The following is a 20,686-nucleotide window of genomic DNA, read 5'->3' on the forward strand; positions in this document are numbered from 1 at the left end:
GTCATCTCGACAGACGGGACCATTGCAACCAGCATCAGCGGCGGGGCCGGCGCTTTGGGCTCCCCTGGCACGAATGGCGTCGTCAGGAGCGGCGGCGGTGGCGGTGGCGGTGTGGGCGTCAGTGCCACGGCCGACGTTACAGTCACTGGCACAGGATCGGTGAGTGGTGGCACTGGCGGCCGAGGTGGGACCAATGGCAACAGCGGCAGCGGTGGTGGCGGCGTCGGCATATTCTCGTCCGCAAACGTGTTTGTAGAGGCGGGCGGCAGCGTTACCGGCGGCACGAGTCTTTCCACAATTGGGGTCCAAGCAGGTGGTGGCGGCGGCGCAGCTGCCATCGTCCTGATGGGCGGCGGGACAATCCAGAACAGCGGGAATCTGCTCGGGGGTGCCGGTGGAAGAACAGTTCTCGGCGGCGGTGGGGACGGTGGCGCCGCTGTTCTGCTGCTTTCAGGTGGAACCGTCATCAACAAGCTAGGTGCGACGATCGTTGGCGGCAGTGGCGGTCAGGGCTCCTTGGCAGGCGGCGATGGCGCCGCAGGGATCAAGGGCGCCAACATCGCGGTCATCAATGCGGGTACGATCAGCGGCGGTGCCGTCGGCACCGGTGGCGGAACGCCGGCAGCCGGCAAAGCCATCCAGTTCACCGGCGGCGTCAATTCGCTGGAGATTCAGGCCGGCTCCACCATCACAGGCAATGTGGTCGCTTTCAGCGCCGCGGATACATTCAAGCTGGGTGGCGATATCAGCGCCAGTTTCGGTGTGTCGCAGATCGGCGCTGGCGCCAAATATGACGGGTTTGGGTTCTACGAGAAAACCGGAAACAGCACCTGGACCCTAACGGGGACGACAACTGCCGTCACGCCTTGGACCTTGTCCGGCGGGACCCTGCAAATTTCGAGTGACAACAATCTGGGCGCCCTCTCGGGCGGCTTGACCTTCGACGGCGGCACGTTGCGCACGACCACCAGCTTCGCCACCAATCGCAATGTCCTGATCAATTCGACCGGCGGGTTCGACACGGTGGCAGGCACGCAGTTGGACGTGTCAGGCCAGGTGACCGGCACCGGCACACTGGTCAAGAGCGGCGCCGGCACGCTCAACGTCACCAATTTGTCCAACAGCTATACGGGTGGCAACATCGTCAATGCAGGAACGCTTGCCGGCAACACCGTGGCGATCCGTGGCGACATCCTGGACAACGGCGCTGTCTCGTTTCTCGACCTCGGCCCCCACACCTTCGGCGGAAATATCTCCGGCTCGGGCAGCGTCGACATCGAAGGCTTCGGCACGCTGACGCTGACCGGTGCCAACACCCACAGCGGCGGCACCAAGGTCGGGACCGGCAAAAGCATCTCGGTCGCGTCGGACCAGAATCTGGGTGCCGCTACGGGCCTGCTGACACTCGACGGCGGCGAACTCGGCACGACAGCAAGCTTCGCCATGAGCCGCGATGTCAAGCTCACTTCCGCCTATGGCTACTTCCGCGCGGCGGCGGGTACGACGCTGACCGCGAATGGCGAGCTGACCGGCGTGGGCGGCGTCTACAAGGAGGGCGCCGGCACCCTGGTGCTCAAGGGCGACAGTACCTATTCCGGCCGCACCACCGTCGACAGCGGCAAGCTTATCGTCGAGGGCTCGCTCGGCAGCACCGAAACGACGGTCAACAGCGGCGGCACGCTGGGCGGCTCCGGCTCGATCGGCGGCGCGGTGATCGTCGCCGATGGCGGTGTGCTGGCGCCGGGGTCCAGCCCTGGCACGCTTACGGTCGGATCGCTCAGCCTGAGCTCCGGTTCTATGCTCGACTACGAGCTCGGCCAGGCGGCCATTGTCGGCGGCGGTGTCAACGACCTGATCGAGGTGACCGGCGCGCTGACGCTGGACGGCAGCCTCAACATCACCGATGTCGGCGGCTTCGGGCCTGGCGTCTACCGGCTAATCAATTATGGCGGCGCACTCACCGACAATGGTCTCGAGCTCGGCAATCTGCCGGCCGGTGTCACGGCCGCCGACCTGACGGTGCAGACCTCCGTCGCCAACCAGGTCAATCTCGTCAGCAGCGTCGGCACCGACTTGCTCTTCTGGGATGGTGACGCGGCCGGCAATGCCAACAATGATCTGGTCGACGGCGGCAACGGCACGTGGACGGCGACAAGCCTGAACTGGACGACGAGCACCGGCCTGGTAACTGGCGCGATGAAGCCGCAGCCCGGCTTCGCCATCTTCCAGACGCTCGGCGGCACCGTCATCGCCGACGGCAGCGCCGGCGCGCTTGCGATTACGGGCATGCAATTCGCCGCCGATGGCTACCGCATCGAAGGCGACGCCATCACGCTTGATGGCGCTGGCGGCGAGAGCATCATTCGGGTCGGCGACGGCACGGTGGCCGGAGCAGGTTACACCGCCACCATCGCCTCCGTGCTAACCGGGACCAGCAGCCTGACCAAGACCGATGCGGGCACGCTGGTGCTGTCCGGCGCCAACACCTACACGGGCGGCACCACCGTCCTGGGCGGCGTGCTATCTGTTTCAGCCGACAACAATCTCGGCGTTGCCGCTGGCGGCCTGACGCTCTCCGGCGGGACGCTGCGCAACACAGCGGCGTTCAGCTCGGCGCGCGACGTCACGCTTTCGTCGGCCGGCGGCACCTTCGACACTGTGGCCGACCTGACCTTGTCCGGTGCGATCTCTGGCGCTGGCAGCCTTGCCAAGACCGGCGCCGGCACGCTGACGCTTACGGGAACGAACAGCTATGGCGGCAACACGTTGGTCAGCGCTGGCACGCTGGTCGGCGATGCAACCTCGATTCGTGGCGACATCGGCAATTCCGGCACTGTCGTGTTCGACCAGGCGGCGGACGCCAGCTTCGCCGGCGATATCTCCGGCACCGGCGCAATGATGAAGGATGGCGCCGGCGTGCTGACGCTGTCAGGCACGTCGCTGCTGGACTGGACCGTCAATCAAGGCGGCCTCGTCTCGGCGGCCGAGCGCTTCGGTGGCGATGTCGCGATCGGCGCCGGCGCCTCCTTCACATTCGACCAAGTCGCCTCCGCCAGCTATGCCGGCGTGCTCTCGGGCGCCGGTACGTTCATCAAGGACGGCCAAGGCACGCTGCTGCTTGCGTTGGACAACTCAGGCTTTACCGGCGCCACTGCGGTCAGCGGCGGCACGCTTGCCGCGGGCGCTGCGAACGCGTTCAGTTCCTCCTCGCAGTTTTCCGTCGCCTCGGGCGCCACGCTCGATCTTGCCGGCACGTCCCAGACGATTGCGGGGCTGAGCAACGCCGGAACGGTGCGCATCGCGGGTGGCGTCCCAGGCGACACACTTACCGTAAGCGGCGACTATGTCGGCAATAGCGGCGCCGTCGTTCTCAACGCTGCGCTCGGTGGTGACGGTTCGCCGACAGACATGCTGGTGATCGCCGGCAACACGTCAGGGACGGGTACCCTTCAGGTCGTCAATTTCGGCGGGTCGGGCGCCCAAACGGTCGGAGGCATCAAGATCGTCGACGTCGGCGGCGTCTCGAACGGCAGCTTCTCGCTCGACGGCAATTATACCTTCGAAGGCGATGCAGCGGTCGTCGCGGGCGCCTATGCCTACAGGCTTTACCAAGGCGGCGTCAGCACACCGGCCGATGGCGATTGGTATCTGCGCTCGGCCCTGGTCAACGGCGATCCCGATCCGCAGCCGCTCTATTCGCCCGGCGTGCCGCTGTACGAGGCCTATGAAGGGGTGCTGCAGGCGTTCAATGAACTGGGCACCATGCAGCAACGCATTGGCAATCGGTCGTGGGGCGAGGGTGCTACGCCGCAAGGTGCGGACCTGCCAGGCCAGGGCTCGGTCGACGGCAAGGCGATATGGGCGCGCATCGAAGCTGCCCATGCCGAGATCAAGCCGGAGACGTCGACCTCCGGCACGAACTATGATGTGACCACCTGGAAGCTGCAGGCCGGCGTCGATGGCCTGCTGCACGAAAGCGACGCCGGTACCCTGATCGGAGGGATTACGGCCCACTACGGAACCGCGTCGTCGGACGTCTCCTCGATCTTCGGGGCAGGGTCGATCGCTGCCACCGGCTACGGCGTCGGCAGCACGCTCACCTGGTTCGGCAGCGGTGGCTTCTACGTCGACGCGCAGGCCGAGGCGACATGGTATGACAGTGACATCCGGTCGGCCACGCTGGGCACCACGCTTGCGGACGGCAACAACGGTTTCGGCTACGGGCTGAGCATCGAGACCGGACAGAAGATCGCCCTCAACGGCAACTGGTCGCTGACGCCCCAAGCCCAGCTTGTCTATTCGTCGGTCGACTTCGACACGTTCACCGACCCGTTTGGCGCCGTCGTGTCGCCCGGCAGCAGCAACAGCCTCGTTGGCCGCCTCGGCCTCTCCGCGGACTATGAAGACCAGTGGGTGGACGATGCGGGGCAAGTCAGCCGCACGCACATTTACGGGCTCGGCAACCTTTACTACGACTTCCTCGACGGAAATGATGTCGATGTGTCTGGCACGAAACTGGTCAGCGAAAATCAGGCGCTGTGGGGCGGTGTCGGCCTTGGTGGCTCGCTGAGCTGGGCGGACGGTCGCTACGCCGTCTTCGGAGAAGGAACAGCGCGGACAAGCCTCAAGGATTTTGGCGATAGCCACGCCCTGGGCGCCAAGCTCGGGTTCGCTGTGAAATGGTAGCGGCGATCGAGATGGACATGTCGACCTTGGCTTGAGGGTCGTGTCCGGCACGGTTATGGATCCGGACTTGCGGGCCACCCGGCTCGTCGGCCCTCGGACGTTTCCTTACCGGCTGCCGGCATCAAGTACCAGGCTCGAATCCGAAGCACCCTGGCGCTCGATCACAGGGATGCCAGCGCGCTGGACATGCGCTCCAGCCCTTGGCGCAACAGGGGACGCGGGCAGCCGACATTCAGGCGAATGAAGCCTTCGCCGCCAGGCCCATAGACGCGGCCGTCATAGAGATTAACCCCGGCCCGATCGACAAAGAATTTCTGAATTCCACCCACTCGGCCATCGAGCGCGCACGCGTCCAACCACACCAGAAACGATGCGTCGGGCCGCATGGGCGTGATGCCTGGAAGGTGTTCACCGGCGAACTCGCAAACCAGATCGATGTTGCCGGCGATGTAGCGCGTGAGTTGGTCGAGCCACGGCGCGCCGCTGCTGTAAGCAACCTCCACGGCCAGGCGGCCGAAAAAGTTCGCATTCACCATGAATGACGCCTGCATTGCGGCAAGAAGCGCCTCGCGGCGCTTTTTGCTGGCTACCGAAATCGTTGCCGAAGGAACCCCGGCAAGGTTGAAAGTCTTCGTTGGAGCGGTGCAGATGAACGATTTCTCCGCAGCATCTTCCGAGATGGAGGAGAAGACGATGTGAGGACGATCCGACAACCTTATGTCGCAGTGAATGTCGTCCGATATGACCAGGATGCCATGGCGCTCGCAGATGTCGTTGAGCGCCGTCAATTCTTCGCGTGTCCAGGCCATTCCGGCAGGGTTGTGAGGATTGCACAGCAGGAATGCCTTGGCGCCACCGGCCGCCAGTTTCTCGAAATCATCCAGATCGAGTTCATATCTGTTGTTCTGCAGCCTCAGCCGGTTCGTAAGCAGAACCCGCCCGTTTCCCTGAACAACTTCGAAATAGGGCGAGTACACGGGCGACTGCACAATGACGCAGTCACCGGGCTTGGTGAAGGTTCGCAGTATCGCAGCCACGGACGGCATGATCGCCGGCGCGGGAAGCAAGGTCTCCAGTTTCGGCGACCAGTTGTGCCGGTGCGCGAACCACGATTGCACGATCTCATAGTGGCGCGGATCGCGGCGTGTGTAGCCGTAAATGCCATGCTCCGCGGCCTCGCGCAGTCGCGCGATGACGGTTTCCGGAGCGCGGAAGTCCATATCCGCCGTCCACAGCGACAGCAGGTCCTGGCCCTCGACCTGGGGAGAGAACTCGTCCCACTGGTTGGCCCATTTGACGGATCCGAACTGCTGACGGTCGTGGATCTGGTCGAAATCTATTCCCGCGATATGTCGCTGCCCAAGCGCCGATGCGGGCGTGTCTGCACAAGCCATTTGATAGTCACCTTGCCGCGGGCATTGCTTGCGGCATCATCAGCGCCTCCTAGGATTTGTGGCCACGCGCCAATTGGCGCTCCACAGATTGCGAGTAACGCGACATGCCGAAGCAAAAGCTCCAGTAGACCAGCCCCGCAAAGAGGTAGCCGGTTGATGAGATCGTCGGGCCTGCCCAGTTCGGATCGACGCGCGCCGTTTCCACGGCCTTCAGGAAATCCGCGATGCCGACGATGGCGACCAGAGTCGTGTCTTTGAACAGACCGATGAAGGTCGAGACGATGCTCGGTATGACGATCGTCAACGCCTGAGGGAGGACGATCAGGCGCATCATGTCGAAGTAGCCGATCCCGAGCGCCTTGGCCGCTTCGTGTTGGCCCTTCGGGATCGCCTGAAGGCCGGCTCTCACGACCTCGGCCATATAGGCGGACGAGAACAACGCTATCGCGATGAGCGGGCGCAACAGACGATCAGGTGTCAGATAATCCGGGACGAAGAGCGGCATCATGAAGTTCGCCATGAACAACACTGTGATAAACGGCACGCCGCGGACGACTTCGATGAACGTGACGCAAACCGTCTTGACGAAAGGGAGTTCCGACCTGCGTCCAAGCGCCAGGATAAGCCCGATCGGAAGCGAGAAGACGATACCCACGATCGACATCAGCAACGTGATCAAGAGACCGCCCCAGAGCGTCGTATCTATGACAGGCAAATGAAGCCAGGCAACGCCGCGCACGAGAACGAACGCGGCCACGGGGTAGACGAGGAAGAACAGCAACGCCGCCACTTTGCGCCGCGGAGCCTTCGTCCACAGGAGCCAAACGATCAGGATGGCGCCGATCGCCTGCGCAAGGTCCACGCGCCACCGCTCGGAAACCGGATACGCGCCGTATCGCAGGTAGTCGAACTTCTCGGCGATGAAAGGCCAGCAAGCCCCCTGGCTGTTCGCACGGCAAGCTTCATGGCCGCCGCTCCAGACCGCGTTGAAGATCGCAAAGCTCAGGAAGTGATGCAGCAGCCACGTGGCGAGGAGGACAAAGCATATTGTCAGCGCGCCTGAAGACGGCGTCGAAAACAGGTTCTTTTTCATCCAGCTCACTGGACCCGGTCGAACGTCCGCGGGAGGCGCCATGGCTGGTATGAGCGCGCTGATCACAATTGGCGAACGCATGGACTGATCGCTCATCCGTCACCTTTCAACAATTGCAAAATGTTGGTTGCACGCGTTCATGACCAACGACGTGGCAAGGGAGATGACGAGATAGACCGACAGAGTAATCGCCATGACCTGGACGGCGGCTCCGGTCTGATTGAGCACCGTGCCGGCAAAGATCTGAACGAGGTCGGGATAGCCGATGAACACGGCAAGCGACGAGTTCTTGATGAGGTTGAGATACTGGCTTGTCAAAGGGGGAATGATGATGCGCAGCGCCTGGGGAACGACGACCAGACGAAGCGTCTTGCCCGGCGCCAGCCCCAACGCATGCGCAGCCTCGGTCTGGCCCTTTGGCACTGCCTGAATTCCACCTCGCACGATCTCGGCGATGTATGAACCGGTGTAGACCGACAGACCGATCAGGAGAGCGGCAAACTCCGGATAGAGCTGATGCCCGCCTTGAAAATTGAAACCCCGTAGCTGCGGGGCGACGAACGAGACCGGCTCGCCAGCCGCCAGGAACACGACCAGCGGAAATCCTATCAAGGTCGCCAGACTGACCAGAAGCACCGGCAGCTGCCTGCCCGTCCGTCTCTGGATGCTCCTGGCGCGAAACCAGAACGCAACGCAGCAGGAAATGGCCGCAACGAATGCCAGGCCCACCAGACCCGCTCCCGGATGCAAATGAATCTCCGGAACGATGAGGCCGCGATTGTTGAGGTAGATGCCGCCGGGAATGGCGATGGACGCCTTCGGCGAGGGCAACGGCTTGAGGACGGCGTTGTACCAGAACAGCAGCTGCAGCAATAACGGAACATTGCGCACAAGCTCGACATAGGCGGTCGCCACCTTCGAAACGATCCAGTTCGGCGACAGGCGGGCAACGCCGATGACGAAGCCAAGCAACGTCGCAAACAGGATTGCGAGGAGACTGACGTAGAGGGTGTTGACCACTCCCACCCAGAACGCCTGACCGTAGCTGGACAATGCATCGTACGGTATCAGGGTTTGATTGATGTCGAAGCCGGCAGACTCATTCCAAAAGTCGAATGAGAGCGGAATCCCCCGGACCCGCATATTCGATGCAGTCTGCATGCCGATGCCCAGGGCCAAGGCCAGCAGGCAGCCGGCGAGCAAGAGCTGGTAGAAGATGCCCCGCACCTTCGTATCGTGCAGCGACAACCTCCTGCGCGACGGCGCGGGAAGCGACAAATGGGACATGGGCTGTTCCTATCGGGTCCGTGCAAGGCGCTGACGGTAACACGCCAGCGCCTTGCAACCATGCCTTTGCCTAAAGCGCGTCGGGTTTGAACGGACTCAGGCGACGCGCTTTAGGGTCTTCGGTATGCATGTCGTTGTCTCAAAACCGGGGCCATTTTTGAGCGACATGCATTAGCGGATCGGCGGAGCGTACTGAACGCCGCCTTTGTTCCAGAGCGCGTTCATGCCGCGCTCCATTTTCAGCGGCGAATCCTTGCCGACATTGCGATCGAACACTTCGCCGTAATTGCCGACCTGTTTGATCACCTCGACCGGCCAGTTATCGCCGAGCCCGATGTCCTTGCCTATGCTGCCTTCCACGCCAAGCAGGCGGCGGATGCTGGGATTGTCCGACGATTTCATGGCATCGACGTTCTTGGAGGTGACCCCGTATTCCTCCGCGGCCACCATGACGTAGAGCGTCCACTTCGCCACATTGAACCACTGGTCGTCACCCTGCCGCACCGCCGGGCCAAGCGGCTCCTTGGAGATCAGCTCGGGAAGAACAATGCTGTCGTCCGGCTTGGCCATGCGAAGCCTCGACGCGTTCAAGGTGGAGGTGTCTGCGGACAAGACGTCGCAACGCCCCTCCTCATAAGCCTTCACCACAGCTTCCTCGTCCGCGAAACCAACCGTCGTGTACTTGATCGACTGCGAGCGAAAATAGTCGGCAAGGTTCAACTCGGTCGTGGTGCCCTGGGTGACGCATATCGATGCGCCGTCGAGCCCCTTGGCCGACGTGATGTTGTCGGCCTTGCGCACCATGAACCCCTGGCCGTCATAGAAATACGTGCCGGCAAACAGTATGCCTAGCGACGTATCGCGGGACGATGTCCAGGTTGCGTTGTGCGCGAGAATGTCGATCTCTCCCGACTGCAAGGCGGTGAAGCGATCCTTTGGCGTCAATGGGATGAACTTGACCTTTTGCGCATCCCCGAGCACGGCAGCGGCCACGGCGCGACAATAATCGACGACAAATCCGGTCCATTTGCCTTCATTGTCGGGGAGGCTGAAGCCAGCCGTGGCCGAATTTGTGCCACAGGTCAGCACGCCATTTTTCTTGACATTGTCGAGGGTTGCGGACCACGCCGAGGAGGCGGTGCACGCGATAGCGAGGGCAAGTAGGCCCTTGAACGTTGATCTCATTTCGGCATTCCCCTGTTATTGTTGAAGGGAATGTGCTCTCCAGGTGAACTATTCGTCAAATCGATTGTTCTCATGGTCAAAATGAGCGCCCTTCATAACTGCGCGGCACCCGCTCGCAGGTACAAAGGCGTTCGAGTGGTGAAACAGACGATAGCGCGCGCGATCTATTTTACGGCGGATCCCGGTGTTCCGACCGTGCCTTGGTGTCTCTTGGTCCGCGATTCGTTGTAGATTCCCACGATGATTTCCCGGAGCCACCTGGTTCCCGGGTCATTCGCCATCTGGCGGTGAACAATAAGCCAGGCATTCACATTCGCTATCGGAAGGGGTGGCGGGACCAACGTCACCTCACTCCTCTCATCCAGCATTTGCAGGATGGCATCACCGCAATGGGTAATCAGTTCAGTGCCGCGAAGCGCCCAGGGCAGCACCGGATAGTTCGAGATGGTCGCAACGACATTGCGGCGAAGACCCATCTGTTTGAGGGCGGCATCCGCGAGGCCTTCCGCCAGGCCATCTGCGGAAATCTGGAGGTGAGAACTGGCCAGATAGGTTTCCAGCGTCATTGCGCTTCTGGCGATCTTGCTTCCACTCCACACCGCGCAAAACAATCGGTCCTGGCCAAGCTCCACCTTCAAGAGACCTGGGTCGTCGCGTATCGCTGCTCCCGTCAGCGCGCAGTCAACTTGTCTCAGATAGACCGATGAACCGATTTCGGGTCCGTTTGCGGGAATGACGTTCAGCGTCGCGCCAGGAGCTTGCCTGGAAAATTCTCGAATGAGGCCCGGGATGAAAACCATGGCATGATAATCTGTAAGTCCAACGCGAAAGTTGCGCCGCGTCGTTGCTGGATTGAAGATCTGATGCCGGTCGATCGATGCGCGGATCGTTGCGAGTGCGGCGGAAATATTCGACAGCAGCTCAACTGCCCGGGGAGTTGGCCGCATCTCGCCGCCATCTCTGGTGAACAATTCATCCTGCAATAGATACCGAAGCTTCGACAGGGAGTGGCTTACAGCTGATTGTGTTCTGCCCAATTCGGTAGCCGCCCGCGTCACGCTCCTTTCCCGCATCATCACGTCAAAGACCCGCAATAGATTGAGGTCGATATCGTTATAATTCATGGAATTACCTCATCTGCGACCTGAGACCGCACCAGGCGGCACTACCGCGTTGGTTGCGACGGTGACAGATGGGGCACGAAGAGTGAAGACAGAGGTTCGGCGCTACGCCTTTGAAACTCTGGCGGACCAGGTGACGACGACCGCCGCATCGCTCCGCGGCATTTCTGCGCCTGGCTTGGCGAGCAAGCCGGCAATCCGCCATGAACCCAGGGCGAGCATGTGAAGTAAAGTCAGCCGCACCCGCTGGGATGGGAAATCGCGGCGGTTTCAATGGTTTGATAGTGGCGGAGAGAGCGGGAAACGCAGAGGGTATATCACTGCCTTTAATTTCAATGGGTTATCGGTCGTCTATAGCTCAGTTTTGTAGCACACAACGGGCTAAATTTTGTAGCGACTGATATATGGCTTCTTACGGGCATGGCCACGTTGCGCGAAGAGCCTGATTCACTCCATTGAACGCTATTGCGGACCATTTCTCAGGATGCCGCAGCGCCCAGTTCACAAATGCCTGCTGAAAGGCGCCATAGGTTGTAGGTTGTGTGGGGCAATACCTATCTTTGGCATCCGGCCCGAGCAACCGACCCATCGCGTCGGCGACGCCATTGACATAGCCGAGGCAAAACAAGTTATCGTCCGATCCTTTTTTGCTTTGGCACGCATTCAGAAGCTCCTGTGTGCTAAGAGCCAAAGCCTGCGACGGAAACAATCCAGCTACGATCAACGCTATTGCGGCAATTCGGTTCATGTTCCTTCCACCCAGTGCCAAGCTCGCGGGCAAACTAGCCTCCGGCATCCACGTTCGACAAGATCATGCGAATGATCCACGGACCAGCCCCGTAAGCAGCCGCCTAGGGCGAACACGCCAGCAGGAATCGTATTGCAAGGCCAGACAGTGAATACGCCGGCTGAATTGTCTCGTTTCGCTGAATCATTGGCCAATTGGGACGGACGATTGTGACAAGGCTTTGAAGCGTGCTTCTCTTCTCGATGGCGGCGCCCGCCTGATCGTTCATCGCTCGTAGATATGCGCGCAACCGCCTATCGTCGGCTACGAGTTCATTCTCGTTCCTAGGTTTTTTCTGAATGCCGACTTGGATAAGATTTTCAGGGATCGTGTATTCCGGAGGGTAAATCAACCCCATTCTAAGCAAGTTGCTTATAGAGTAAGAAATGTTTTCTGCGCTAAATTCACTGAACTGGCTAAGATGCTCATTATCTGCCCACTCTGAGAATTCCTTTTCAATTTTGTCAATCATTTCATGGAAGCTTTTCTCACCCTTGATCTGCCTATCAGTTTGAGCCTTGTTCAATATTTCTCTTTGCGTTGCGGATAGGGTTTCTCTTTTTCGGTTAAAATCTTTTATATACTTTAGTATCGCCGCATCGAGCCCGCTTAAATTTCCCAGAATCCTGGAGAACGATGGATCAATATACTTGTCATTGGTCGGATTCATGGCGTTTGCTAACAATGCCGACCACATTTCTGTGAGGGAAATATCCTCTTGCTTAGAGCACCCCTCGAAGATCGCATAAAGCTCGCCCATAGGTAGGGACTTTGCATTCTCGATCGGGATTCCGGCCGCCTCCAGATGATCCTTGGTCTTAATCAGTGTGTCTATGAGCCTTCGCGTTCGCCATTGCTTGATGCCGTCGCCGAACCATCCCCCGAATAAATCGCCCAGGACGCCCGACACGCCGTCTAGCGTTGTGTTCATCGCTCTCTCTGCCACGCGGGCGGCTGCGGCCTCCATCTCGCTTTTTATGAGCGTTACCTCTGGAGCTTTTGTTACCTCTGATCCCATCTGCGCCACCCCTCTTCCCTACGCGGCCCTAGATCGCCCTTGTATATACGGTGACGGCGGCGCCAAGGATACACATCGCCGATGCAAGCCCCATCGCAATAGCAAGCCAGTGAGTTCGATTAATCCACCTCGCGGGACCGTCATAATCGGGCCATTGCGTGTCATCGTATATCATCTGCGGCGACACCGAACCGTGGAACCGGCCGTGAAGGCTCCAGTTGATCCACACGATAAAGCCGCAGGTCAGCGCTGTGATCAGGCCCGTAACGTGCCACCAGAACACTAGAGGCAAAACGCTTTTCGAGAGCCGGTCATTCTGTGCCAGAAATGCGATTGCAGCGCCGTGGACCAGGAGAAGCGAGGCAATTAGCCACTTTCCATAATCCGCATTCAGCTGCATAGCATGGTGTGCGTCCTTACGGTGCTCTTCGTAGTGCAACCTGCGCACCTCGATAGCCTCATCGCGGGTCAATGGCACCGTTCTCTCCTCCGATTTCCTAGTCGTCATCCGGCTTGCACTCAACTCAACATATGCACTCTTGATCGCGACAGCTACCTAGAGCATGAGTCGAATAGTTTTTCACGGGCGGAGAAGAGACGGGGATGGCGTTACTTAGAGAAGATTGCCCGAGATGTGGCACCAGAAATTCGACGTTTGACGTGGCGGGCCAAAATTCGAGAGGCATTGTCGAGGCAAATTGGGTTGAGCGGTTCGAACTTTTTTCGATATGTCGCCATTGCCATACAGGGACGATTTTTGTCGCTGAAAACAAAACTTATGACCTTCGGGAGGAAATCCAGGCCCCAGGCGCGCTCCTGAAAAAGCACGGCTACTTGAACGACTTTATGACAACTGGGCGTTACATTTCGCTGCGCGATCGTCAAATTGATCCGGCACCCGAATTCACACCGGACGATATCTCGGCCGTATTTCTAGAAGGCGCAACTTGCGGATCTGTCGAATGTTGGAACGCGGCCGGAACAATGTTCCGCTCTGTTATTGATCTCGCTACTAAGTCACTTTTGCCGCCTGCAGACAATCCTGAGCCCTCAAAAGGAATCAGGAGGTCGCTTGGCCTTAGGCTGCAGTGGTTGTTTGACAATAAGCTGCTGCCTGTTGAACTTCAGGAACTTGCGGAAGCCGTGCAACAAGACGGAAACGACGGCGCCCATGATGGCACGCTGACCAAAGCAGATGCCCTTGATCTCCAGGATTTCACGCAACAACTGCTCACCCGGCTATACACGGTGCCAGGGCGGATCAGAGTAGCCAAAGAAAGGCGAGAGGCGCGAAGGACCGGCGGTGGCTAAAAAGGTGCATGGTGTGATCCGCGCCCTTCGGATGTGTTGTCCGGCGATTGGTCAGACATGGCCTAATGGGCGCTGAGACAGGTCGGCAGGGTGCGATGCGCGGCGAGTCGGGTGTTCAGGCTCGAAGGAGTGACATGATGCCTACTCTCAAGCAGGATCTTGGACTGTTCGGCGAACAACGCGTGGTTGCCGACTGCGCTTGCCCGAAATGCAAGCGGGCGAAAACGCTCGTCAGGTTGCCACCGAATTTCAAATGCGCAGATGTCATATGCGATTTTTGCGGATATCTAGGTCAGGTCAAAGCCAGTCGTGTTAAGCGTCTAGATATCGTCCCGAAGGCTATCCTGGGCGCTGCATGGGGGCCGCAGAACGATCGCATGCTGGCCGCCATCTATTTTCCGCTGTTCCTCGTGCTCGTGGACGAGGCATGGCTGTATTCGATCTTTTACCTCTCGGCGGATCTTCAGACGCCGGCTATGTTCAAGATGCGAAAGCCCCTATCAGAAACTGCTCGCCGGGCGGGATGGCAAGGCTTTATCTATGATCTGGAGGGGGTTAAGGACCGGCTAGTTCGGATTAGATAGAAAGCGACACTGGCCGCGATAGTCCATGAGAATGAACGTCGGCCGACGGCACGTAGGCCCCCAATTTCAAGCAACATAACAGGGAGAGTAAAATGCTAGCGAAGGACGCGTTGATAGTTTGGACCCCGAATAGCGACCTTTACGAAGGCCAAGCAAACCGGGGAAGGGTTGTAGTGACGACAATGCCGCAGCATCCAGCGTTAGCTGTTCACCCGATGTCGGCCGGGAGCTCCAACCACGATTGGGGCGAGGCGGACAATGCTGGCCGCTATAACTTGCTGCAAGAGTATTTCAGCACGATGATTCACGATGACCACATTGATGAGCAAGTGGCTAGAGATGCGCTAGCCTCGATCGAGGATATCAACACAGCCGGCCTTTCAGTCGACATTCTTCCGGACCATTCCGACAAAGACTAGGAGCATGAGCGGCGCCATTATGCGCCGCTCATAATCCCTCCCTAGATCATAGCTAAGCCACCGTCGCGTAGCCGTGATCCTGTGGCCGCTTGCGAGGCCAGTAGACGCGGATAAGCCCCAGGTCAGGATGCTCGGCAGTCATGCGGTCATAGGTCATTACAGCTATGTCGGTGTCGACACTGCCGGTGGCGAACGACTTGCCTTCCTCATCGATCAGGATTTGCACCTGGTGCGCCTTATCGGCGTTTGCAGAAGCCAGTAGCAGTTCACGGACACGCTTATAGGTGATCCGCTGTAGAGGTATGTTCGTCAAAGTGGTTCTCCTTAGCCCACGGGTTGTGGGTTTTTCCTATTATAGCGGTTTTTCAGCCGGACCGACGTTAGGGCTAACCCTGATGCTCACGGGCCATAACTGGGCCGCCATAAGCGCCTCGACCATCTGGTAAGGCTCGCGCTTGCCGGTGAAGGGGCAAGGCTCGATCTCGGCGAGAGCCAGGGTAAGCCGGTCATAGGTGTCGTTATCGATGTAGGTATCCATGCGGGTGTCCTCCGTTGCAGGATTGCGAGGGCAACATGAGTCATCCCGACGTAGCCGTCAACGAATATTATGTAACATTTTCAGATACTTATATAAGTCATCGATGACTTTCAGGCTGCCGGAAAGTTCTTTAGGAGCGAGAGAACCGCTAGGCGTCGGCCGGTATAGAGCGAACTCGCACCGCTGCGAACCGTGTTGGTCGCGGTGAACCAGTCACCGTTAATCGGCCGGCTTAGGTTCTTGAACCGCCCTCGATAAGGCACGACGCCAGACAAGACCGACAACCCGCGAACGTAGTGACTCCAGACAACATCCGGGTTCGGGATGGTGTCAGCCTGGAACTGGCGAGCGTCATCCCACTCACCACCGGCGATGCGTAGTGCTTTGCGGGCGCACACAGAGTCACCAGGCGCGATCTGTAGCTCGCCGTGACAATGTAGCCTTCGCGGCTGACCCGTCTCTGTGACCTCTACAGCGAACCAGAAATCAATAGGCATTCCGAGAGCGAGCCTAAGCTGACGGGCAATCCGCCTGGACAACCATTTGACGGCCGACGGCTTGGTGCGGGCTAGACGGTCGATGTCGGGAGAGAGATTCAAGGTAAAGGCGTGAACGGGACCAGTGTGGCGCAGCGCGTGATGAAACCACTCTAGGCGATACACGTCGCTGAGATCGCGCCAGACAGCCGGCACGTCGTGGGCGGGCAAGCCGGTGTAGACGTTGAAGGGTTCCCAGAAGCGTTCATGGCGTGCAGATGCTTCAGAGGAGAGACGTTCGCGGACGTAGCGTGTAGGGGTTGAGGTGTTGGTGAGGGGCAAGGACACTGTAACTGAAGTCGGCCCGCTTTCCTCAAGCTCGTCCAGAGCGTCGAGCCCTTGGAACGCATAGCGGAACGCTGCATCGCGGTAAGGTGATTTGAGGTGCTTCCGATTTCCCTTTCTGTCACCAGGCCGACCCAGGGTCGTCGCGATGATAGGAAAAAAATCCTCTGTGGTAGAGCGCATTTCGGGCGCGGAAGTGCTATATACAGACATAGAAACTCCTGAAGATCGGTCGCCGTCGGGAAACTGTGGCCGATCTTTTTTTCTGCTGGTTACGATATAGCGGAAAGTTAGCGGCGGCCTCGATTGTTGGCGAGGTTGCCGGGACGTGAGGCCCTTCGAAGTTCGTCGGCAACGACGCCGCGCATCGTAGCCTCCATCTGACGCCCCATCTTCTTAGCAAGGTCGTCGTTCTGTGCTGGTGTGCCCGCGCTGCCATGCACGGTCACCGGGGCGCTGATGACGACTTGAGGTCCAGCGCGGTTGTCATTGCCGGCGAAAGCTGGCGTGTCGCCGACAAGCCCACCATCGGCAAAGCCGGGAAGGCGATTGTCGTTCACGGCCTGAAGCAGTGCCAGGTTGCGAGACGTAGCGCGAGCGTTCACGACGAACTCGCCGTCGCTGAGCCTGGCCGGGATGCTGTCGGACGTTGAGGTGCCAGGTCCGCGAACGTGGCCGCCACCGGCGAGACGCATACCGGCCCAGGCATCCCCCTTCACAAGCCCGCCACCGCTGAAGCCAAACAGTGAACCGATGATCCCCATGATGCCGCCGCCGTCGGTCGTGCTGAAGAGCGCGTTCAAGGCGATGTCGAGAAGCTTGTCTTCAATTTTTCCAAGGGCGTTGACCAGCATGTCAGATGCCGACGCGCCGGCGCGTAAGTCAGAAATGAAGCCGCCGAGAACGTCACGACCAAGGCCGGACATTTCTTGCGCGATCGCGCGGGTCTTATCCTGGCTGTCAGCTAGCTTTTGCGCCTCTGTAGAGGCGCTGGCGTAGGACCGGGCAATCCCGTCGATCGTTGCCGCCAGTTCGGGCGTGATCGTCTTGCCGGCCTGCTGTGCGGCGTTGAGAAGGTCTTGCTTAGTTCGAGCGAAGGCGAGCGCGTCGCCGTAGTCGTTGACCAGGGGATTGAGGCCAGCTTGTGCGCTTGTCTCGGCCCGCATGAGCGCAATGCGCCGTTGCGTCTGTGCCAACTCGCGCTCGAAACCATCCGGCGCTGGAGACTTTGCCTTTGAGCCGCTGGCCTTATCGCCGGCTTCCCCGGGAATGATGGTCGCCCGGTTCATGGCATTGCCGTATCTGGCCTTCAGGTGTTCGACGAGCTTGTCGTCGGCCTTGTCGATCTCGCCGCCGAAGGCCTGTGAAATGCGAACGTCGATCGCGTCAGGCTTATCGCCCTTGCCCGCACCAGTGATGACCGAACCCTTCTCAGGCACCAGCGAACCGGCAAGCGTGCCTAGCCCGGCTGCAGCCACCAGCTTTTGATGGTCCACCAGCATCTTGTTAAGGCCATCCATGCCTTCCAGGGCCGACAGGATGGCCGATTGTGAGCTTACGGAGAAACGGTGCCATGCAGCGTCCCAGCGGTCGCCCATCTCCTCCGCACGACGCAATAGCTGCTCATCGATGACACCGCCGGCATCTTCTGCGGCTTTCTTCATGTTCAGAATGCCTTTAGCGCCGTCGTTGAGGCCGACGAGCATTGCGCCGCCCCCACGACCGAAGGCTTCGGTGACCAAGAGCATCTTTTCCTGCTCGGAAGACGCATTGCGGATCAACTCCGCGTAGCTGGCGAGAAGCTGCTCGGAAGTTCGTATCTGCCCGTTGCTGTCACGGATGGCGATGCCGTTCGCCTTCAGGATGTCAGCCAGCCGGCCGCCCTTCGTAGCTGCCTCGCCGATGCGCTTCGAAAACTGCTCCATGCCTGTTTCGAACTCAGACTGTTCGACGCCAGCCTGCGCAAAGCCGAAGCCGAGTTCTTGAAGAGCGGTTGTCGACAGTCCGATGCGGTCGGCCGTGTCGACCAGGTGCGAAGCCATGTCGATCGTGTCGAGCGCCTTGTTGAAAAGCGCGAGCGGTGCAAGCGCGGCCGTAGCGGCTGCACCAGCGCCTAGAAACATGCCGGCCAATCCGCCCTTAAGCAGCCCGCCGATATTCGCGAACGACGTGTCCAGGCGCGATGTCATGGTCTTTGCACGCTGTTCGATCTTGTCGAAGTCAGAAACAGCCGAGACCCGGGCGCGTTCGAAGCTTCGCCGGAAATCGCTATCGCGGGCTATGAGGTCTACGGCTAAAATCTGGTCGTCTGCCATGGTCGTTCCTATGCAAAGAGTTCTTCGGGATCGTCGTGATCGTAAATCGAGCGGGAGTTGTCGTTCGCAGCGGCCCGGCTGACTGCCATTGCGGTTGCAACAGCGCCGTCGATGCGGTCGCGGGCCGTCGCCTTGTGCATGCGCGTCAGGCCGGTATCGCCCGTCGAGGCCACGACGCTGTCGAAGTGATGTCGAAGGACAGGATGGCCGCTGTGGCGAATCTTGCGGCCATTGACGGTGCGCTCAAGGTCGCCGATCGCTGGCGCCATCGTGAGCGGACCTTGGCGCATCTCGATTGCGGGGATGCCGTCATTGTGGAGCCGCTGCATCATCGTCCGCGCAAGGTGCGGGTCGAAGGCTACTTCCTCGACGCGAAAGCGCGCGCATAGTTCGCGGACGTGGGCCTCAATCACTTCAGGTTCGATGATCGGCCCGTCGATTGCGGTGAGATAACCATCTGCCTTCCACTGCTCATAGGGAACGCCATCGCGGTCGGCGCGGCCACGCAGGTCGTCGCCTGGCACGAAAAACCATGGAAAGACCGTGATCCGGCCGTCGTCGTGCCGCCACGCGGCGACAACGGCTGTCAGGTCGCCGTTCACGGACAGGTCAACGCCGATGAAACACGGCAAGTCTTCAAGGTCGGAAAGCTCGAACTCGAACAGGCCTTCGTCATAGATAGCCATGTCGAAAAGCGGTGTCCGGCTGTGGGCCTGCCACATGTTGAGGTTAAATTGTTTGAAGGCGTGGCGTTCGGCCGGCCGGTGTTCGGCTTCCTTCGCCAGCGAGCGCAGGCCGTTCAGATTCGGGAAGCCATGTCTTAGGCCAGGGTTGACGCGATGCCAGAGCGCTTCAGCGTTCCAATCGTTGTCATTGGCGGCTTCGAAGATGATCGGCAGGAAAGCGGGATTGTCGATGTCGCCGAGCGCGATCTTGCGGGCGTAGTCGTATTGCTCGAAACCGATGTTCTCAGAGCCACGGCCGGCCGTGGTGGCAATCACCATGAGCGTGCCGGGCGTCTTCACCAAACCGGACTTCAGCGCTTCCCAAAGGTCGCGGCCTTTCCAGACGTGTATTTCATCGACCAGGATAAAGGCGGGCGTCTTGCCGTGCTGCGATGCGCCGTCGCTCGAAATGGCCTGAAGCGATACGTCCTGCTTTTTGTAGACGATCTTTTTGACGCTGTTGTGCGCATCGTAAATCTTGGTCGCAGCAATCAACCGATGGTCCATGCGGATGATGTTCGCGGCCTCTTTGAAGCCGAGCCCGGCTTGCTCGCGATCGGAAGCGGCAAAGATGACCTGGCCGGCCGGGACTTTCTCAGGGCCGATCGTGTGAAGCAGCGCCAGCGCCGCGGCCAACGAGGTCTTCCGATTTCCTCTAGGAATCATCCAGAAAACCGTCTCGACAATTCGGCGGCCATCTGGGTGGCGCGGACCATAGATGCGTCGAACAATCCTTTCCTGCCAATCATGAAGTTGAAATCCGCTACCAGGCGCGGTGCTATTCGGATGCTTGAGGCTTCTCAGGAAGCGCACGGCGCGGTCGCCATAGCCAAGGGGGTCGGCAATCGGCGAGCCGTCGAATATCCATTCAGGGTAAGTGCTGGCGGTCATCGCACGTCCAGCGGGTTCGTGTCGCCGTCTTCGTCGTCGCGACCACCGACGCGGGTGCGCGAAGTTGGCGACAGGCCATACTCGGCGGCAAGCTGCCGGGCCGTCTGCATTGCCTTGTCTTGTGCCCGCACCAGCTTCAGGTCGATCGTGCCGCTATCGTCGCGCATGACGGCGTCGATCTCACGGACCAGCCCGCGCGCCAGACAGAAGTCTTCGACGCCGCCGAGATCGGCCTTGGTGATGATCCGATCGTCAATGAGCCGGGGCATGACACGCGCCCATTCGGCCTTAGCGAACGCGCTGAAGTAGCGAGGTGGTGGCGGTGCCTTAGTGAGCGGGTCGCGATCATGCGACAGGGCTGGCTTCACGCCACGAAGATGCGTCACAGGAATGGTTCGTGCGCCGGGCGGGGATCGAACCCGCAACCAAAAACGCAGCCGACAAAGGCTTCCGGCAACATCCGGGCCGCTGCGTTGCGAATCGCGTCTACCAATTGCGCCACCGGCGCGGT

At 59.9% G+C, this 20,686-nt stretch carries 18 protein-coding genes and 1 tRNA gene; 4 read left to right on the forward strand and 15 right to left on the reverse strand.

From position 1 onward, the window contains the following. Positions 1-159: 159 nt before the first annotated feature. Complete coding sequence (locus tag X757_RS1000000165750) at positions 160-4,686, forward strand: autotransporter outer membrane beta-barrel domain-containing protein (protein ID WP_156933434.1); 4,527 nt, start codon at positions 160-162, stop codon at positions 4,684-4,686. Between the two features lie 161 nt (positions 4,687-4,847). Here X757_RS1000000165750 and X757_RS148935 read toward each other — a convergent pair whose 3' ends face one another. The 8 genes from X757_RS148935 to X757_RS148905 all read right to left on the reverse strand — a co-directional run bounded on the left by X757_RS148935 (position 4,848) and on the right by X757_RS148905 (position 13,049). Beyond that, positions 4,848-6,080: a MalY/PatB family protein gene (locus tag X757_RS148935; RefSeq protein ID WP_050593938.1), complete on the reverse strand. Its 1,233-nt coding sequence runs from the start codon at positions 6,078-6,080 to the stop codon at positions 4,848-4,850. 49 nt (positions 6,081-6,129) lie between these two features. After that, on the reverse strand, positions 6,130-7,254 hold the full coding sequence (locus X757_RS148930; protein ID WP_373432837.1) for an amino acid ABC transporter permease: 1,125 nt from the start codon (positions 7,252-7,254) through the stop codon (positions 6,130-6,132). An 18-nt stretch (positions 7,255-7,272) separates the two neighbouring features. Beyond that, positions 7,273-8,460, reverse strand: a complete 1,188-nt coding sequence (locus X757_RS148925; protein ID WP_023726525.1) for an amino acid ABC transporter permease — start codon at positions 8,458-8,460, stop codon at positions 7,273-7,275. 171 nt (positions 8,461-8,631) lie between these two features. Beyond that, on the reverse strand, positions 8,632-9,645 hold the full coding sequence (locus X757_RS148920) for an amino acid ABC transporter substrate-binding protein (protein ID WP_023671115.1): 1,014 nt from the start codon (positions 9,643-9,645) through the stop codon (positions 8,632-8,634). Positions 9,646-9,809: 164 nt separating this feature from the next. After that, complete coding sequence (locus tag X757_RS148915; protein ID WP_023726526.1) at positions 9,810-10,769, reverse strand: LysR family transcriptional regulator; 960 nt, start codon at positions 10,767-10,769, stop codon at positions 9,810-9,812. A 409-nt stretch (positions 10,770-11,178) separates the two neighbouring features. Further along, positions 11,179-11,514: a Rap1a/Tai family immunity protein gene (locus tag X757_RS1000000167980; protein WP_156933435.1), complete on the reverse strand. Its 336-nt coding sequence runs from the start codon at positions 11,512-11,514 to the stop codon at positions 11,179-11,181. A 103-nt stretch (positions 11,515-11,617) separates the two neighbouring features. Further along, complete coding sequence (locus X757_RS148910) at positions 11,618-12,571, reverse strand: Abi-alpha family protein (RefSeq protein ID WP_023726527.1); 954 nt, start codon at positions 12,569-12,571, stop codon at positions 11,618-11,620. A 28-nt stretch (positions 12,572-12,599) separates the two neighbouring features. Further along, complete coding sequence (locus X757_RS148905) at positions 12,600-13,049, reverse strand: hypothetical protein (RefSeq protein ID WP_156933436.1); 450 nt, start codon at positions 13,047-13,049, stop codon at positions 12,600-12,602. 125 nt (positions 13,050-13,174) lie between these two features. Between X757_RS148905 and X757_RS1000000166605 the strand changes: the two genes are divergently transcribed. The 3 genes from X757_RS1000000166605 to X757_RS148890 all read left to right on the forward strand — a co-directional run bounded on the left by X757_RS1000000166605 (position 13,175) and on the right by X757_RS148890 (position 14,885). Then, positions 13,175-13,882, forward strand: coding sequence for a DUF4145 domain-containing protein (locus X757_RS1000000166605; RefSeq protein ID WP_023726529.1), 708 nt, complete (start codon positions 13,175-13,177; stop codon positions 13,880-13,882). A 137-nt stretch (positions 13,883-14,019) separates the two neighbouring features. Then, positions 14,020-14,466, forward strand: a complete 447-nt coding sequence (locus tag X757_RS148895) for a DpnI domain-containing protein (protein ID WP_031251340.1) — start codon at positions 14,020-14,022, stop codon at positions 14,464-14,466. Positions 14,467-14,558: 92 nt separating this feature from the next. Next, positions 14,559-14,885 carry a hypothetical protein gene (locus X757_RS148890; RefSeq protein ID WP_023726531.1) on the forward strand — a complete coding sequence of 109 codons (327 nt, stop codon included), beginning with the start codon at positions 14,559-14,561 and terminating at the stop codon, positions 14,883-14,885. Positions 14,886-14,937: 52 nt separating this feature from the next. On the opposite strand, the gene X757_RS1000000167985 is transcribed toward X757_RS148890, so the two are convergent. The 7 genes from X757_RS1000000167985 to X757_RS1000000167990 all read right to left on the reverse strand — a co-directional run bounded on the left by X757_RS1000000167985 (position 14,938) and on the right by X757_RS1000000167990 (position 20,683). Further along, the gene (locus X757_RS1000000167985) at positions 14,938-15,198 is read right to left on the reverse strand and encodes a hypothetical protein (protein ID WP_023726532.1); all 261 of its coding nucleotides are present in this window, start codon (positions 15,196-15,198) and stop codon (positions 14,938-14,940) included. A 39-nt stretch (positions 15,199-15,237) separates the two neighbouring features. Continuing rightward, the gene (locus tag X757_RS148885; protein ID WP_023726533.1) at positions 15,238-15,423 is read right to left on the reverse strand and encodes a hypothetical protein; all 186 of its coding nucleotides are present in this window, start codon (positions 15,421-15,423) and stop codon (positions 15,238-15,240) included. A 110-nt stretch (positions 15,424-15,533) separates the two neighbouring features. Continuing rightward, a complete protein-coding gene (locus tag X757_RS148880; protein ID WP_023726534.1) occupies positions 15,534-16,457 on the reverse strand; it encodes a hypothetical protein in 924 nt (307 codons plus the stop codon). A 77-nt stretch (positions 16,458-16,534) separates the two neighbouring features. Next, on the reverse strand, positions 16,535-18,559 hold the full coding sequence (locus X757_RS148875; RefSeq protein ID WP_023726535.1) for a hypothetical protein: 2,025 nt from the start codon (positions 18,557-18,559) through the stop codon (positions 16,535-16,537). Positions 18,560-18,567: 8 nt separating this feature from the next. After that, positions 18,568-20,175 carry a terminase large subunit gene (locus tag X757_RS148870; protein ID WP_023726536.1) on the reverse strand — a complete coding sequence of 536 codons (1,608 nt, stop codon included), beginning with the start codon at positions 20,173-20,175 and terminating at the stop codon, positions 18,568-18,570. Beyond that, on the reverse strand, positions 20,172-20,444 hold the full coding sequence (locus X757_RS148865; protein ID WP_245275071.1) for a P27 family phage terminase small subunit: 273 nt from the start codon (positions 20,442-20,444) through the stop codon (positions 20,172-20,174). The genes X757_RS148870 and X757_RS148865 overlap by 4 nt, the downstream gene beginning before the upstream one ends. 129 nt (positions 20,445-20,573) lie before the next feature. Then, positions 20,574-20,683 (reverse strand) — tRNA-OTHER (locus X757_RS1000000167990). Positions 20,684-20,686: the final 3 nt, after the last annotated feature.

Origin of the sequence: Mesorhizobium sp. LSHC412B00, assembly GCF_000503035.1 — a bacterium.
Classification (GTDB): domain Bacteria; phylum Pseudomonadota; class Alphaproteobacteria; order Rhizobiales; family Rhizobiaceae; genus Mesorhizobium.

Coding starts and splice junctions, on each gene's coding strand:
- X757_RS148935 (WP_050593938.1), bottom strand. CDS start 6,080: ATGGCTTGTGCAGACACGCCCGCATCGGCGCTTGGGCAGCGACATATC.
- X757_RS148930 (WP_373432837.1), bottom strand. CDS start 7,254: ATGCGTTCGCCAATTGTGATCAGCGCGCTCATACCAGCCATGGCGCCT.
- X757_RS148925 (WP_023726525.1), bottom strand. CDS start 8,460: ATGTCCCATTTGTCGCTTCCCGCGCCGTCGCGCAGGAGGTTGTCGCTG.
- X757_RS148920 (WP_023671115.1), bottom strand. CDS start 9,645: ATGAGATCAACGTTCAAGGGCCTACTTGCCCTCGCTATCGCGTGCACC.
- X757_RS148915 (WP_023726526.1), bottom strand. CDS start 10,769: ATGAATTATAACGATATCGACCTCAATCTATTGCGGGTCTTTGACGTG.
- X757_RS1000000167980 (WP_156933435.1), bottom strand. CDS start 11,514: ATGAACCGAATTGCCGCAATAGCGTTGATCGTAGCTGGATTGTTTCCG.
- X757_RS148910 (WP_023726527.1), bottom strand. CDS start 12,571: ATGGGATCAGAGGTAACAAAAGCTCCAGAGGTAACGCTCATAAAAAGC.
- X757_RS1000000166605 (WP_023726529.1), top strand. CDS start 13,175: ATGGCGTTACTTAGAGAAGATTGCCCGAGATGTGGCACCAGAAATTCG.
- X757_RS148895 (WP_031251340.1), top strand. CDS start 14,020: ATGCCTACTCTCAAGCAGGATCTTGGACTGTTCGGCGAACAACGCGTG.
- X757_RS148890 (WP_023726531.1), top strand. CDS start 14,559: ATGCTAGCGAAGGACGCGTTGATAGTTTGGACCCCGAATAGCGACCTT.
- X757_RS148885 (WP_023726533.1), bottom strand. CDS start 15,423: ATGGATACCTACATCGATAACGACACCTATGACCGGCTTACCCTGGCT.
- X757_RS148880 (WP_023726534.1), bottom strand. CDS start 16,457: ATGTCTGTATATAGCACTTCCGCGCCCGAAATGCGCTCTACCACAGAG.
- X757_RS148875 (WP_023726535.1), bottom strand. CDS start 18,559: ATGGCAGACGACCAGATTTTAGCCGTAGACCTCATAGCCCGCGATAGC.
- X757_RS148870 (WP_023726536.1), bottom strand. CDS start 20,175: ATGACCGCCAGCACTTACCCTGAATGGATATTCGACGGCTCGCCGATT.
- X757_RS148865 (WP_245275071.1), bottom strand. CDS start 20,444: ATGCCCCGGCTCATTGACGATCGGATCATCACCAAGGCCGATCTCGGC.